We start from the raw sequence: 15,314 nt of genomic DNA on the forward strand, positions 1-15,314 counted from the left end.
TCCTTTTTATAAAAATAAAATTTCTATGCCTTACTAATATACCCTAAAGGCTTAAACTTTAAAAATATTCTTATTCTCATAAATTTCATCAGTCCATCTTCTTAGTCAATTTAAACTCTTGATATCTTTGAATTTCACTTACCATATCTCTACCAGCTATCATCTTTTTAATGTTTTTTACATCCAATATAATAACATCATGCTTTAGTAATTCTTTTTTACTAGCTTTGGTTAAATACGATGAATGAATTATTAGAATTGGTGTAATTGATTTTATTAATCCCTCATATTCGGTTATCAAATCATTTATATAAGTTTCTTTAATCATTTGATCGTACTCATAATTTTTAATATCTATAGCATATTTTTTGTCGTTTTTTCTGGCGAATAATTCAAATTCATGTCTTTTTTCGTATTTATTTTCGTAAGTTTCAATAAAATAGCCACACTTTCTAAAGGCTTGTTTGACTAATTCTTGAGAATTATAATCAAATTGAACTTTTTTTAGAGCTTTTAATAAATTTTTGGGATCTATCTTGAAAAATCCCCTATATTCAATCTCTTTATCATATTTTTTGATATCAAAGCCTAGCAAAACCTTATCAATTACGTTAAAATTTCCATGAGCTATGGCGTTTCTAATATGTCTAAGTAATGCCATTACCTTTGTTTCGTTATTAGATATAGTTAAAATTAGCTTTGCAGTTTCAGTGCATACTTCTTCCAAAAAAGGCTTAATTTGTTCATATTCTATATGTTCTGTAAATAATACGTCTTCATCTTTTAAATTCATAGCTTCCATTAGCTCTAAAAATAAATAATCATCGTATTGTTTGTTTAGTAAGAGTTCATTGACAGATGATTGCTCTGAGCTAATATTTGGTACATACCAAAGCAAATAATAGATAGCCTCTCTTAAGTCATCGCTTAATTTGATAGGTATTTGTTCGTGTTTTATTTGATATTTACTTTTATTTTTACAATCGTCATATTCAAATTTATCTGTAAGTTCCATCTACACCTTGCCTTTAAAATTATCTAATATAATCTTCAATATCATTAAAAAATTCGCTTATATAATAATCCGTAAATTCATTTTTTGATCTATCAAAATAATAATAGTAAAAGTCGCTACCATTAGCTACCATTCCAGTTATATCAACATAAGACCAATCATCTCCTAACTTTATAACATTCCATTGATGGTCTGCAGAATAATCTTTTGCCTTATATTGATGATCAGTATTTCCTGTTACTGAATAACATGGTATTCCAACTTTTTGACAAAGAATCGTAAAACTTTGGGCAAAACCTGAACATTGACTTTTGCCTTTTACAAAAGCTCCGTAAATATTATTTTCTATATAGTCGTTGTTAGAACCCTTATATTGATATTGGTTATTTTCTGCTAACCATTGGGCAAAATAGTAGGCTTTGTCATAATCTTTTGTGAAATTTTTATTTGCATAGTCAAGGAGAGTTTCTATTTGTTTATCTACAATTTCCTTTTCTTCTTTGCTAATATAAGTTTTGGTAAAATCTTCCAATTCAACCCTATTTTCTAAATAAAAAGTATTTTCATTAAAATAATAATCGTAGTAAATATAAGGCTCCATCATCCCTTGTGAATAAAAAGGCGATAATAAAAACAAATCGCTGATAAATTCCATTTTGCCATCAAAATCAGTTTTTAAGCTTACATTTGGATCTTTTATGGCTTCGGTTAAAATCCTACTTACATAAAAAGTTAAATTTTCCTCATCGAAATATTCCATCATCATTTTCCCAAATTTATTTTGAGTTTTGATATCTTTAAATCGTGATTTAAGTAGGAAATCCGGCTTTATAATTTGATAATCTAATTTTCTGGCGGTAAAACTTGGATTTTTAAGCTTTGGACTTTTTAAAATTACCTTCTCGTTATTAATTTTTGATTCTTCTTCATAGCCACTATCATTAGTATTTATAGCTTTAATGCCAGCCATTTTTGTCTTTAAATTACAAGATGTTAGGATAAGAATAGCCAGTAGATAAATAATCTTTTTCATATTAATCCCTTATCTAATATTTAATAACATTGTACCCTTTATAATATTTTAATATGTTAAGTTTTATTAAAGTTTTCATAAAAAAAACAGACCTCTTGAGCCGAACCCCAAAATCCGGAATACGGATGGAGGGGTTTTTTCATGCCAAAATATACAAAAGAATTTAAAATTAGATTAGTGCTAGAATACTTATCAGGTGAAACAGGTGGGCGACCTGCAATAGCAAACAAATATTACATACCTGATAGTACTCTAGAAAATTGGATTAACAAATATAACTCAGGAGGCTTTGATAACTTATCTAAAAAGCTAAACAATAATAAATACACTAGTGAATTTAAACTATCTGTAATACAATATAGGCAAATCAATAATCTATCATACAGAGAAACCGCAGAACATTTTGATATCAGCAATGGATCAGTAATATTTAACTGGGAGAAAGCATATCAACAACGTGGTTTATCTGGGCTAGAAGATAATAGAGGAAGGCCTAATAAAGATATGTCTAAAGCAGATAAGAAATCTAAGAATCAAAAACCAATAGTAGAGACTGAAAGAGAAGAACTAATCAGACTTAGAGAAGAAAATAGACTTCTAAAAATGCAAATACTATTCGAAAAAAAGTTTCAAGCCTTGCTACTGGAAGAAGAAGCAGAAGCAAGGAAAAAACAAAGATAATACTAAGTCTTCTAGAAGAACACCCTGGTACAAAGATAAGTGAATGGATAACAGTAGCAAAACTTCCTAAATCATCATACTATGAGCGGAAGAGCAAATTAGAAAATCCAATAGACAAAGACAAAGAAATCAAAGAAGAAATCAAGTTAATAGTTAAAGCCAGCAAAGGAAGATATGGATACAGGAGAGTAAATACCGCCCTAAGAAACAAGGGTCTAATAGTAAACCATAAAAGAGTTCTAAGAATCATGAAACAAGAAGGACTCCTATGCACTAAATTTAAAACTAGATCAAGAAAATACTCATCCTACAAGGGACAGGTAGGCAAAGTAGCTCCTAATGTTGTAAATCGTAATTTTAAAGCCAGCAGACCAAATCAACTATGGCTAACAGATGTAACAGAATTTAGAATCAAGGGACGTGAAGAAAGACTATACCTATCACCAATACTAGATGTTTACAACAGTGAGATAATTAGCTATACACTAAGCCATCACCCAACTATTAAACTGACCAACTCAATGTTAGACAAAGCAATAAAAGGTATTAGTACTAAAGACAACTTAGTAATACACTCAGACCAGGGATTCCATTACCAACATAGCTCATGGTCTAGCAAGCTAAGAAAACTAAACATACGACAAAGTATGTCAAGAAAAGGGAATTGTCTAGACAATTCACCAATGGAAAACTTCTTTGGTCTACTCAAACAAGAAATGTACTACGGTGTAGAATTTAAGAATTATGAACAATTAAGAAAAGAAATAGAATCATACATCAAATGGTACAATGAAGACAGGATAAAGGCAAAATTAAACGGAATGTCCCCTGTTGATTACAGATTACATTCCGCTTAAAATATTATTAAGTTATTCCGTGTTTATGGGTGCAGCTCACTCTTATAGTCTGCTTATTTTTGGAAATTTAAGGATATAATAAATTTACCTTTCTCGTTATTTTTTACTGATAAATCTATGCCAAGATCATTTGCATAAACTTTTGCCAAATATAGACCCATGCCTGTTGAGCTTGTATTTGATGATTTCTTGCCAGTATAAGCTTTTTCAAAAATAAAAGCTAAATCTTTTTGGTAAACTCCATCACCATCATCTTCTATGCAAAGTTCCATCTTGCTTATATTATAAATTTTAATTTTACTTTTTGCATATTTACAAGCATTGCTAAGGACTTGAGAAACTATAAAAACAAGCGAATTATAATCACTGATTAGTCTAATATCCAAGCTTTCATCTATTACAACCAGCTCTCTTTCGTTAATTATCGAATAATAATTCTCCATAGCTTCATTTATTGCGTCTTTAAGACTTAGGTCTTTGAGTTTATAGTCGATTTTTTTGACATTATATCTCCCATAATACAACAAGCGATTAATATTATCTTTTAGCGAACTATTAGCATATGAAAGACTTTCCAAAAAATATCTTGAAATTTCTTCCTTGTGATTTTCTATTAATAAATCTATTATTGAAATAGGAGTCTTTATTTCATGAGCCCATCTTTCAATTAAATCTTTGTAATCGTAGAGCTCGGTTCTTTGTCTTTGGTATTTTTCTTCTCTTTTTTTATTTTTTATATAAATATCATCTAAAATATTTCTGTAGTCCACGCCAGCTTCTTTTAACAATTTGTCCAAAGTTTTATATGATGGTTCTTTTTCAAAATCGCTTATTAATTTTTTTATTTTTTTGCTTTTATTTATTTCAGAAAATACAATTATCCCAACTCCAATAAAATAAGATAATATTATAAAAAATATAACTTTATTAAAAAGTTTGCCATTTAATAGATACATTATCAAAATAAATATCAAAGACTGGATTGTTAATATTAATATCGGTAATTTAGAATTTTTTATAAAACTTAATTTCATATTTCCTCAGCATTTATCCTGTAGCCAACAGATCTAACATTTTCTATGACATTAAAAAGACCCAAGGCCTTTAATTTTTTTCTTAATCTTGCAATATTTACAGGCAAAATATTTTCATCTATATAAATAGTATTCCATGTTCCCATGAGAAGTTCATCTTTGCTTAAAGTTTTAGGGTAAGCTTTTATTAGAGATTTAAGTAAATCAGCTTCAGTTTGGGCTAAAATAATGTAGGAATTTTTGTAGGAAACTTTATTTGTAGATATTTCTAAACTTAAATCTTTAATTTTTATCTGATCCTTAAAATCATCGTAAATTTTTAATAATTTTAGAGACCTTGCTAATAATCTTTTGGCTGATACAGGTTTATTAATAAATTCATCTGCTCCTAGATTTAAACTATTTAATTCATCTTCTAAGGTGTTTCTACTGGTTAGAACTAGAATTGGTAGTTTGGAAGTATCTTTTATTTGTGTAATCAAATCATAACCACAAATATTTGGCAAATTTATATCCAGTATTATTAAGTCTGGAGATTTTTGATAAATAAATTCTACAGGATTTGTAAAATCCTCAACATAATCCACAAGGAAATTATTAGTTTGATAAATATTAATCAGTTCTTTTCTTAGAAATTGATCGTCTTCTACTATCATAATTTTTTTCATTATCAAAGATCCTCCACCACAACTACAGATATTTTAAAAATTATCTTTCTAATAATTATCAAAATTAAAAGGCTGATTATTGTAATTATAGTAATAATTTCCCTAAAATTAGATAAGTGGTAACTATAAATACTCCAAATTCCAGTCATTTGATTAAATAAAATATTTAGGGCAAATTCCGCTAATATTACAATAATTATAAGAACAAATATTAAATTAATCAATTTTTTTAACATTTCTGATAAAGATTCAGCAGTTTCTCCCAAATCTTTTAGGATTTTGTAAGAATTTTTATTGTTTAAAATATAATTATAGATACTAATTATCAAAAAAGAACATCCTACAAAAAATAATATTGTAGCCATGTAAAACAAAGTATAAATATATCGCAAAATCTCTGTATAATTATTTTTTAGCATCCAAACTTTACTTTCAAATCTTAAATGTAAGTTAAGTAAATCTTCTCTAAGTATTTCTGCAATCTTGTTATTATCAAGATTTCCCAAGATATTCTCTTTTAAAATTAGGTTATATCCATAAATTTCATTGTTAAAAAATTTTTCATAAATCTCATCACTAAGGACATAAACATCTGTGCGGGCAAGTATGTCATTAGCAAATAAATTATCTTCCTTGTCCACATGAATTATTTCAAATTGATTTGCTCCTATTGTTATTTTGCTAGTTTGAGTGCTTAAAATCGAGTCGAATTTTATATTTGATTCTTTCCAAAATTTGTCATACAAAAAAATCGCCTGATCATTATCAAGTTTATCTATATTGCTATTTTTAAAGGAAGATTTGTAAGTTGAAAAATTTATTACACTTAAATTTCTTACACTTTCCACATATATATTTTTGGGTGTAAAATATTTATATAAAAATTCTTCTTCATTTACCCTAACTTCTTTAGTAAGTTTGATAGGATAAATATCTTTGACGTATTTATTGATTGATTCGATTTTATAAAGGTCCTCTTTGTTTATTTCATTTGAAACTACGGTAAAATCTGGTCTTTGCTTTCCATCTGTCTCTACATTATAAAGATTTACACATCCTTTAAATATCATTATAATGGATAGGCTAAGCATAATTAAAATTAAAAAGGCTAGGATTTTATTTGTTTTTATAAAAAATCTAAATTGACTCTTTAACAAAATATTGGATTTTCTTAGCAAGAGTAAAAAAATATTATATGTTAAAAATAATAGGATAAAATTTGTAATTATGATAAATATAATTTCTTCTCTAAATATTAAATTAACAGATGTGGCTAAAGATCCAAGGACAACCATTATTAAAATAATCAAAAAACTTGAAGTTCTTTTATTTTTCAAAATTTTATCCCCGGGATATTTGCCTGTTACTTTCGTTGTAAAAATAAAAACAGAAACAATTTCTAAAATTGCTATAAGAATAATTGTTATAAAAATTGCTCTTTGCGAAATATTGAAATTATAAGCGTATATATTCAGGTCAAAAACTTTCACCATGGCTAGGTTTATAAATTCTGATAAATAAACTCCCAAAACCAAACCAAGACTAAGCGATACGAAAAATTTCCCAAATTGATCTTTTAGTAAAATTTTAAATAATTTCTTAAAGCCAATGCCATTAAGCAATAGAACGTTGATATCGTAACGCTTACTCTTTAAATTTGTTAGATTGGTATAAATAATAAGTGTGGAAATTAGTACAAATGATATTATATTTATGGAAAGTAGCTCTATAAGCAAAGATTTTTTGCTATCATCATAAATATTTAAAAACAATTCATTGTTTGAAATAGCAAGCAATGAATAAAAAGAAATAGTTGAAACTACAAGAATTAAGATATTTATAATATTTTCTTTAGATTTTATTATATTTTTATTAAAGCTGATTTTTTCCGTATTTGTCATTTTATTATTTGTTTGCTTGAAAGAGTTATTCTATTTAAATATTCTCTTTGATTTTCATCATCATCTTTGCTAATTTCGTTATAAATTCTACCATCTTTAAGAAAAAGTATTCTTTGGCAGAAGCTTGCTGCATAGCTATCGTGAGTTACCATTATTATGCTTTTTTTGTATGTTTGATTAAATCCCTTTAGTATTTCTAAAAGTTTTTTTGAATTGTAAGAATCTAAAGCTCCAGTTGGCTCATCAGCCAAAATTATTTGAGGATTAATTGCTAAAGCTCTAAGGGCTGAAACTCTTTGTTTTTCTCCGCCAGATAATTTGTTTGGATATTTATTTAAAATCTCATATATTTCTAATTCTTTTGCCAATTTATAAATATTTTCAAAATCTATTTCCTTATCGTGAATTTTTTGGGGAATAATGATATTTTCTAGGGCTGTAAGGCTTTCAATCAATCTAAAATCTTGAAAAATATAAGAAACTTCATTTCCTCTATAAGTTAATAATTTTTTCTTAGAAAAACTAGAAAGCTTTTCTTCTTTGTAAATAATTTCGCCATTACTTGCTTTAGTTATTGCTGAAATCATATTTAAAATACTAGTTTTCCCAGACCCACTAGTTCCCATTATCCCCAAAAATTCACCATCCAACAGATCAAAACTTACATCATTTACTGCTTTCTGAGAGTTTTTGCCAAAGCCGTATATTTTATTTAAGTATTTAACTTCTAATATTTTTTTTATTTCCATTTTTTCCTCTTATAGACTTTGGCTTCTAATTTAATGATCTTCTTTTACCGCTGCAAAATCTTCTGCTTCTTGCATATTTTCCATTAAGCTATAGAATTGATTGTAAATTCCTTCAATGTCATTTGACTTATCGATTAATTTTGTAGTTATATTTCCCTCACTATTTTCTAAATATGTTTCAAATAAATCACCATTTTCATCATATAAGTAATAGCCATAGTTTAAGTCATCTTTTATAGTTTTTTTAAAGCCATAATCAGTTTTCTCCAAAATCTCTTCTCTTTTTCCCTTAAAACATTCTTCTATGGCTAAGGCATCATAAATGCACTTTTCCTTATAAGATAGAGAATTTTGGCCTGCACTTTGATCAGCATTAAAATTATCGACATTATTTTTGATGTATATATTTTTTTCTAAATTGAGAGAATATGATTCTCCTCCATTTTTAATAAATATATAACCTCTACTATCCTTGTAAGAACCATCTATTACAATTTTTCCGTCTTTATCGTAGGCTTTTACCAAAGTATAATCGATTGATCCATCATCTGATTTTACATTCCAATAGCAAACTTCACTTTTTTCCTCTTTGTTTAACAAAACATCGATAAATTCTCTTGTAGTTTCATCTGCATTTTCTATGATTTCTTTTACTTCTTCCCTTTTTTGCTCATTCTCATCTTCTTTGTCATTAGTATTTGTGCTTAATAAAAATCCACCTGTTAGAGCTATTGCACCTATAGCCAATAAAGTTTTTAATATTTTCATAATATCCTTCCTTTCTTTGTATCTTAAGAATATCACAATATAATATTAAATTTAATTACAAGTTTTGTAAGAAATCATAAAATATCTTAATTTTAATTGCCTATTGCTAAATATTGGTAACAAGCTTCTAGATCTAATCTATTTCTTATTATGTAATCAATTTTTAAATCATCAGGCACTAAAACCATGTATTTATTGGCATTGAGGTATGTTTGTAAGAATAGCTCATTTTCTTTAAAAAATTTAAAAATATCTTTTTTTTCTATCTTTTTTATTCTTATTTCATCAAAATATCTGATAATATCAGGTCCTTTTATTGATGAATCAACTTCATCATTTATAAATTTTTTGCTATTTGAAGCTATATTTAGCATGATTGCAAGGGTTCTATTTACCTTTGAGCTTTGAAAAGTTCTAAGAGAGATCTGATCTTTTCCGGCTACAAACAAATAATCATCATCTGAAAATTCTTCTTTCAAATTATCTATTATTTGATTAATCTTATCATCATCAAAAGCTTTATCTGGATTTTTTAAAATTTCTTTCATTTTGTTTCTAACAAGTTTTGAAACATCCATATCTCCAATCCCAGAAAATTTTGGTGCCTTGCCAGCATTGGCTTTTTCTACTAAAATTTTTTTATTTTTGTATAGAATTTGAGTAATTCTCCAGATTGAGCCAGCCAAATATATATTGCTATCAACTTGTACTTCTGGTCTTATTTCCAATTCTCCAATTTTGCCCTTATCATTATAAACATTATAAACTCCACTTAATACAAATTGATTATAAAAATTTCCCTTTGTCATAAGTTTTTCTATAGCTGTTCCTGCTATTACTTGATTTTCGATAATTTCTATGTAGCTTTCTTTTTGCAAAAATTCGCTGATTTTTTCAAATTCTTCATCTGTAATGTCAGAAAAACTAGTCAATATTTTATTTAAATATTTATATTCATCTATATCTATTCCATAATTTTCAAGTAAACTTGATAAAATTTGGTGAGCAAATACATCATAAGCTTTTGTAGTTTTCTCTATTGGATCCAGAATTGAATCTTGATAAAGTTTTATTGTTGCGAGAGCTTCTAGTAATTCCCATGGATTTGTTGAAATTTGATGTAGGATTGATGTTTTTGAAATTCTTCCACTTCTACCTAGTCTTTGGGCTAGAGTTAATACATTATGAGCTGAACCATATTGGCTAACACTTGCTACAGCTCCGATATCTATGCCCAGCTCCAGTGTAGAAGTTGCACAAATGGCAAATTTTTCTTTTTTTGCTTCTTTGGCAAAATTTTCAATTTCTGATCTTTTTTGCTTACTGACTGCGGAATGATGGGCAAAAACTTTAATATCTTCGCCTTTTTCTTTAAATAACTGATTAAGTTTAACCGCAATTGTTTCAACCTTATCTCTTGAATTTGGAAAAATTAACATAGGACCGGTAAGAGCATATTCTCTTAGTTTACTTATAACATCCACCGAAACTTTTTCTGTATTAAAATAATCGATTGTAAAATCAAGGTCGTTTCTACTTTTGTCAACCAAAATATTTGTATCTAGACCATTTTTAAAAAATTCTTTGGCTAAATTATAATTTTCTTCGCCAATTGTCGCTGATAAGCCAATCATTCTTGGAGTATTGTTTGTATATCTTAAAATTCGTTCAAGGAGAGATTTTAATTGCAATCCCCTATTTCCCCACAAGAAGCTATGGATTTCATCAACGATTATATATTCAACATCCAAAAAAAATGTTTTTGCAAGCTCAGATTTGTTGACAAGCATTGCTTCTATGGATTCTGGTGTTATTAGGACAATTCCTCTCGGATTAGCTATTATTTTTTCTTTTTTACTTTGACTTGCTTCTCCATGCCAAGTTGTTATTGGAATATCCATATCCAAACACATATCACTAATTCTTTTGAATTGATCATTTATTAGGGCGATCAGAGGTGAAATATATAAAATTTTTATTCCCTTATCCCAAGAGCTAACCTTGCTTATGGCAGGCAAAAAACAAGCTTCAGTTTTTCCAGAAGCTGTTGGAGCAGATAAGATCAAGTTGTTATTTGTTGTATAAAAAGCTTTTATTGAGGCATTTTGAATTTTTGTTAGAGATGGCCAGCCTTTTTCGTGTATATAAAATCTTAAATCTCTATTTAATAAGCTATAAGAATCTGTCATATTATCTCTATATCATCATCCAAATTATCTGGATCCTTGTTTACGCTTGTTAGATTTTTAAATTTCATATTTATAATATCCTTAATATCTTCGTTTGGATTTTGTCTTTTTAGATCAAGAATTTCTATAAAATCTTTTATAACAGCTCTTGGAGTTAAAAATTCATCAGCACCCGGCCTATTTAGTTGACCTTGCATATACATTATTATCTCTTCATGGCTTATTTCTATCATTTCTTTGTAATTTACGTTGTAAACATTTAGTAAATTTTCAAGCAAGGTATAGATTTCCTCATTGGTCAAAGGTTTTAAAGGCAAAACTGTTTTGTTGGTATTAATGAGCTTATTATCTAAGCTATCCTCATCTCCAAGCCTTCCTTTTAAAGCACCATAAGAAGCCATTCCTCTATTTGTATCGAAAACTGTTTTTCTCGTCGCTCCAAAATTTACAAATAAGCCTCTTGCTTGATTTGATTTAGTTTCATTATAAATATTTAAAACTCTCTCATAATTTCTTTCTCTACTTACAGAATATGGCAATTTGTAGAGATTTACCGCCTCATCAAAATTAATTACAAAACCCTTGTATCCGATTTCAAGAAATAATTCACTCATATTTTTTACTGCCTGAAAATAATTATCGTCTGTAATTATTTGATTGATTCCAAGAATTTTTTTGGACTCAGTTTTTGTGCTTATATCTCCTCTTAGCCATCTTATGGCGTTGGTTCTTAGGATTCTGTTATCGTTAATAAAACCCTCGTAATATTTAACTAAAGCTTGTCCAAATTCATAAGATAGACCGACAGCCTTAAATTTTGCAAGAGTTTCATATATTTGATTTTTGATTTCATCTTGATATTTTCCAGCTAAAAGCTGATCAATTTCTATATTTTTTGAAGTAGACAGATCTTGACAAAGTTGATTTATCCAAGTTTCTATTATAGCATCAAGAACGTTGCCATTTTTTATTGCTTTTGTTTTTATATTATCAATTATTTCACTATATAAGGCCACCGCTTTTCTATCTGTAGCATAAAATCTTCTCGAAGGGTTCAAATCTAAGGTAGAAACGACAAAATCTTTTTGTAGTGCCAAATTTTCTATAGTGCTTAACATAAAACTTTTGCCTGATCCAAAATCTCCTACCCAAAATCTTATATCAGATCCACCATCAGCAATTGTATCCAAGATATTGATAACTTCACTAACTTCTTTGTTTCTACCAACTAAAAGATGCTCTACTCCAATTTCTGGAACTACTCCACCTTCCAATGATTTTATTATGTTTTGTGCCTGCTTGGGATTAATTTTAATTTCCACTTACATACTCCTTTATTATTTCAACATAAAATGGATCTACAATAATTTTTCCATTGTCTATTAACAATGTTTGATCACTTGTATAAGCAAATAAAATTTCGTTTATTTTGTTTAAATAGCTATTTCTTGTAAAGCCATTTTCATTTGCCAAATAGTCAAAATCATCTAAATTAATATGATCTTCTCTAACTAATGTATTTAATATGCTCTTAATCTCAGCTTCTAAATCGTGAGGTTCTGCTTTTATATTTTCTTTTTTATTATCTTCACAAGAAATTGAATCATCATTTTCACTAATAAATTCACCAATAAGATCAACTGTTTTCTTTAGATTTTCCCTTGATTTGTCAAGATTTTTCTTATTTATATTAATTACTTTAGGTTTTTGATTTTTTAATTTTTTAATCTCTTCTATGGTTTTTATATCAAGCTTAGAATTTTTAACAAGTTTTATGAAATCTTGGTAATTGTCTTCATTTATAACTTGAAATAAAATTTTGTCATAAACCTTGGTATTTTCCTTTAAATTATAAATATAGTAAAGACCTATGATTTTATTTTCATTTTCCTTAGTTAAAAGTTTTTGGTTAATTTTCTCAAAAGATGGAAAATTTTCAATTTCTTTCATATATGAAATTTTTTCTTCTATTGGCAATTTTTCAACAAAATTTACTTGATCATTAATTTTTCCAGGATGTTTTTGGAAATAATTTTTATAGATATCTATTGTTTTTTCTTGAGGAATCTTCTCTAAATATTCTTTTTGACATTTCTCTATAAAATTTAGCAAATTTCCATCATCAATAGAATTTATATAATCTAGCGCTTTGTCTATTTTTATGGATGTAAAAAAAGTGAATTTTTCTCTAAGATTCCTCTCACTTATTTGCAATATAGCATCTAAAATTAGCTTCGAGGTGTGATAAGGACTTATTATATTTATTATTAAATTTCTAACTTTCTTGTCATTATCAAAAACTTTTCTAATTGTGTTAAGAAATAAATCCATCAATATCTCAAATACTTCTTTATTTTTCCACAAATTATTTGATCTTTTTGACGTTTGATTTATGCCAAGAACTTCTTCTTTTGAAAAATTATATTTATCTCGTTTTTTCCCATCAACGTCCCACCAAAGACTAACCCTATTATTTTCTGTAAGATTAAAATATTCTCTGATTTCCTTATCTGGTGCTTTTAAGTTTTTTTCAAGTTCTTTCGCCTTTTCTTCTATTAAGAGACTTGCTTCTCTTGAAATATATCGTTCTAAAATTTCAAAAGATCTTTCGGCATTTTTATTGTATAGAGGATTATAAAAATTTAAAACTTGATTTAAAGCTATATTATAAAGAGTGTAGTAAATATCAAAATTTATTCCTTTTCTTCTAAGCTTTAACATCAATCTTGCAATAGTTTCATATTTTTCGTTTAAATAACTTTCTAAAATCTTACACAAACAAACATACATATTAAGCGTGGATTCATTTAATTGCTCAATTCTCATTGCTGGATTTTTGTAATATAAATCTAACTTTAATAACCAATATCTCTTATCTTTAATCTTATTTTCAAAGGTGAATTTTTCTTTTGGGATTCTTATCTCATCATCTAATGAAATATCAATAACTCCTTTAAATGAAGATTTATCTAATTTTCTTTTTATTTCTTTTTTATCATTTATTTTTGAAATACTTTCTAATATTTCGTTCACTATTTTTTTTATATCATCGAATTCCAAAATCTCAGCTCCATCCTAATTTATCTTTCTAAACTATCTTTCATTATACTGTTTTTACTATTATTTTTCCTTATATATTTATTTGAATTTTAAATTCAAAAAATTAAAAATTAATATATTAGAAAATAAATAGAAAATATTAAAGGCTTAATTAACTAACCATTGGAAAAAATTAAATAAAATAGTTTATTATGCAATTAATTATTTTAATATTTTCCCTAAGTTTTTTAAATATATATAAAATATAAATATATTTGACTTTTTGTTATTATGCTATTATAATTATCTCATCACTGAAATCGACTAAGATTTCTTTGAAGAAAAGGAGAAAATAATGAATAAGAAATTATTAGCATTAGCACTAGCTGCAACATTTGCTTTTGCAGGATGCGGAAATAACAAAGACGCTGACAAGGATGCTGAAAAACCAGCAGAAACAACAACTGAAGCACCAGCTGATGAAACAAAAGACGCACCAGCTGAAACAACAGAAGCTCCAGCTGATGAAAAGAAAGATGACGCAGAAAAAACAGATGATTCAGCTGAAAGCACAGATGAATCAACAGAAGAAAAAACTGACGACAACAAATAATTTTAAAAATCAAAACTACCAGCTTAGCTGGTAGTTTGCAAAGCGCCTATAAGGCGCGAATACCGGCACGCCCCTATTGGGGCTGTCGAGTATTCCATCGCATGCACCACTATCCCAACTACTGCTTAAGCAGTTTTTTATTTGTTTTTATTTACTGACTCTCCCGTAAACGGGTCATAGTATTCCTTTATACTTATTTGGTCAGTATAATAATCTTCCTTTAATTGATTTTGTATATATTCTTTTATTTTCTTTTCATTTCTACCGACTGTGTCCACATAGTATCCTCTACACCAAAAGTGTCTGTTTCCATATTTATATTTTAAGTTTGCATGTCTATCGAATATTATCAGCGAACTTTTTCCTTTTAAATATCCCATTATTTGTGATATTGAATATTTTGGTGGTATTTCTAACAACATATGGACATGATCTGGACATAGCTCTGCTTCTATTATGTTTATTCCTTTTCTTGAACATAATTCTCGAAGTATGCTTCCTATATCTTTTCTTAGTTGTCTATATATTACTTGTCTTCTGTATTTTGGCGCAAAAACTATATGATATTTGCATCTCCAGCTTGTATGTGATAAAGTATTTTTATCCATGAGTGCCTCCTTATTTAATTGTGCATGTGAATATCACAATTATACTTTAAGGAGGTTTTCTTGGTGCTTGAAGCTAAAGCTAAATCCCTCCACCTGCATAGCAGGTGGTTTTTTGTTTCGCTCTCTTTCGTTCGCTCAACTCACTTAAGTGAAACAACA

14 protein-coding genes are annotated in these 15,314 nt (G+C 27.7%); 3 read left to right on the forward strand and 11 right to left on the reverse strand.

The window, feature by feature from the left end; genetic code table 11:
* Positions 1 to 88: 88 nt before the first annotated feature.
* Together GAN53_RS08510 and GAN53_RS08515 are read right to left on the reverse strand one after the other, a co-directional pair.
* A complete protein-coding gene (locus GAN53_RS08510; RefSeq protein ID WP_151410670.1) occupies positions 89 to 1,015 on the reverse strand; it encodes a hypothetical protein in 927 nt (308 codons plus the stop codon).
* A 19-nt stretch (positions 1,016 to 1,034) separates the two neighbouring features.
* A complete protein-coding gene (locus GAN53_RS08515; RefSeq protein WP_151410671.1) occupies positions 1,035 to 2,048 on the reverse strand; it encodes a transglutaminase domain-containing protein in 1,014 nt (337 codons plus the stop codon).
* Between the two features lie 141 nt (positions 2,049 to 2,189).
* Between GAN53_RS08515 and GAN53_RS08520 the strand changes: the two genes are divergently transcribed.
* Together GAN53_RS08520 and GAN53_RS08525 are read left to right on the forward strand one after the other, a co-directional pair.
* Positions 2,190 to 2,729: a helix-turn-helix domain-containing protein gene (locus tag GAN53_RS08520; protein WP_151409470.1), complete on the forward strand. Its 540-nt coding sequence runs from the start codon at positions 2,190 to 2,192 to the stop codon at positions 2,727 to 2,729.
* Positions 2,663 to 3,586 carry an IS3 family transposase gene (locus GAN53_RS08525; protein ID WP_151409469.1) on the forward strand — a complete coding sequence of 308 codons (924 nt, stop codon included), beginning with the start codon at positions 2,663 to 2,665 and terminating at the stop codon, positions 3,584 to 3,586. Before GAN53_RS08520 ends, GAN53_RS08525 begins: the two co-directional genes overlap by 67 nt.
* 53 nt (positions 3,587 to 3,639) lie before the next feature.
* Here GAN53_RS08525 and GAN53_RS08530 read toward each other — a convergent pair whose 3' ends face one another.
* The 8 genes from GAN53_RS08530 to GAN53_RS08565 form a co-directional block, all read right to left on the reverse strand.
* Positions 3,640 to 4,620 carry a sensor histidine kinase gene (locus GAN53_RS08530; protein WP_151410672.1) on the reverse strand — a complete coding sequence of 327 codons (981 nt, stop codon included), beginning with the start codon at positions 4,618 to 4,620 and terminating at the stop codon, positions 3,640 to 3,642.
* On the reverse strand, positions 4,617 to 5,288 hold the full coding sequence (locus GAN53_RS08535; RefSeq protein WP_151410673.1) for a response regulator transcription factor: 672 nt from the start codon (positions 5,286 to 5,288) through the stop codon (positions 4,617 to 4,619). The genes GAN53_RS08530 and GAN53_RS08535 overlap by 4 nt, the downstream gene beginning before the upstream one ends.
* Before the next feature lie 2 nt (positions 5,289 to 5,290).
* On the reverse strand, positions 5,291 to 7,189 hold the full coding sequence (locus tag GAN53_RS08540) for an FtsX-like permease family protein (protein ID WP_151410674.1): 1,899 nt from the start codon (positions 7,187 to 7,189) through the stop codon (positions 5,291 to 5,293).
* A complete protein-coding gene (locus GAN53_RS08545; protein WP_151410675.1) occupies positions 7,186 to 7,938 on the reverse strand; it encodes an ABC transporter ATP-binding protein in 753 nt (250 codons plus the stop codon). The genes GAN53_RS08540 and GAN53_RS08545 overlap by 4 nt, the downstream gene beginning before the upstream one ends.
* A 30-nt stretch (positions 7,939 to 7,968) precedes the next feature.
* Positions 7,969 to 8,706, reverse strand: a complete 738-nt coding sequence (locus tag GAN53_RS08550; protein ID WP_151410676.1) for a hypothetical protein — start codon at positions 8,704 to 8,706, stop codon at positions 7,969 to 7,971.
* Positions 8,707 to 8,798: 92 nt separating this feature from the next.
* Complete coding sequence (locus GAN53_RS08555) at positions 8,799 to 10,895, reverse strand: DEAD/DEAH box helicase (protein ID WP_151410677.1); 2,097 nt, start codon at positions 10,893 to 10,895, stop codon at positions 8,799 to 8,801.
* Complete coding sequence (locus GAN53_RS08560; RefSeq protein WP_225791853.1) at positions 10,892 to 12,217, reverse strand: ATP-binding protein; 1,326 nt, start codon at positions 12,215 to 12,217, stop codon at positions 10,892 to 10,894. Before GAN53_RS08560 ends, GAN53_RS08555 begins: the two co-directional genes overlap by 4 nt.
* Positions 12,207 to 13,955: a hypothetical protein gene (locus GAN53_RS08565; protein ID WP_151410678.1), complete on the reverse strand. Its 1,749-nt coding sequence runs from the start codon at positions 13,953 to 13,955 to the stop codon at positions 12,207 to 12,209. Before GAN53_RS08565 ends, GAN53_RS08560 begins: the two co-directional genes overlap by 11 nt.
* A 334-nt stretch (positions 13,956 to 14,289) precedes the next feature.
* Between GAN53_RS08565 and GAN53_RS08570 the strand changes: the two genes are divergently transcribed.
* Positions 14,290 to 14,547 carry a hypothetical protein gene (locus GAN53_RS08570; RefSeq protein ID WP_151410679.1) on the forward strand — a complete coding sequence of 86 codons (258 nt, stop codon included), beginning with the start codon at positions 14,290 to 14,292 and terminating at the stop codon, positions 14,545 to 14,547.
* A gap of 137 nt (positions 14,548 to 14,684) precedes the next feature.
* Here the strand turns inward: GAN53_RS08570 and tnpA are convergent, their stop codons facing one another.
* A complete protein-coding gene (tnpA, locus tag GAN53_RS08575) occupies positions 14,685 to 15,155 on the reverse strand; it encodes an IS200/IS605 family transposase (protein ID WP_151409439.1) in 471 nt (156 codons plus the stop codon).
* Positions 15,156 to 15,314: the final 159 nt, after the last annotated feature.

The sequence above is a fragment of the Anaerococcus sp. Marseille-P9784 genome (assembly GCF_902500265.1).
Taxonomy (GTDB): domain Bacteria; phylum Bacillota; class Clostridia; order Tissierellales; family Peptoniphilaceae; genus Anaerococcus.

What these genes read in the sequence shown, in the direction of transcription:
- GAN53_RS08510 (WP_151410670.1), bottom strand. Translation starts at nt 1,015, where the DNA reads ATGGAACTTACAGATAAATTTGAATATGACGATTGTAAAAATAAAAGT.
- GAN53_RS08515 (WP_151410671.1), bottom strand. Translation starts at nt 2,048, where the DNA reads ATGAAAAAGATTATTTATCTACTGGCTATTCTTATCCTAACATCTTGT.
- GAN53_RS08520 (WP_151409470.1), top strand. Translation starts at nt 2,190, where the DNA reads ATGCCAAAATATACAAAAGAATTTAAAATTAGATTAGTGCTAGAATAC.
- GAN53_RS08530 (WP_151410672.1), bottom strand. Translation starts at nt 4,620, where the DNA reads ATGAAATTAAGTTTTATAAAAAATTCTAAATTACCGATATTAATATTA.
- GAN53_RS08535 (WP_151410673.1), bottom strand. Translation starts at nt 5,288, where the DNA reads ATGAAAAAAATTATGATAGTAGAAGACGATCAATTTCTAAGAAAAGAA.
- GAN53_RS08540 (WP_151410674.1), bottom strand. Translation starts at nt 7,189, where the DNA reads ATGACAAATACGGAAAAAATCAGCTTTAATAAAAATATAATAAAATCT.
- GAN53_RS08545 (WP_151410675.1), bottom strand. Translation starts at nt 7,938, where the DNA reads ATGGAAATAAAAAAAATATTAGAAGTTAAATACTTAAATAAAATATAC.
- GAN53_RS08550 (WP_151410676.1), bottom strand. Translation starts at nt 8,706, where the DNA reads ATGAAAATATTAAAAACTTTATTGGCTATAGGTGCAATAGCTCTAACA.
- GAN53_RS08555 (WP_151410677.1), bottom strand. Translation starts at nt 10,895, where the DNA reads ATGACAGATTCTTATAGCTTATTAAATAGAGATTTAAGATTTTATATA.
- GAN53_RS08570 (WP_151410679.1), top strand. Translation starts at nt 14,290, where the DNA reads ATGAATAAGAAATTATTAGCATTAGCACTAGCTGCAACATTTGCTTTT.
- tnpA (WP_151409439.1), bottom strand. Translation starts at nt 15,155, where the DNA reads ATGGATAAAAATACTTTATCACATACAAGCTGGAGATGCAAATATCAT.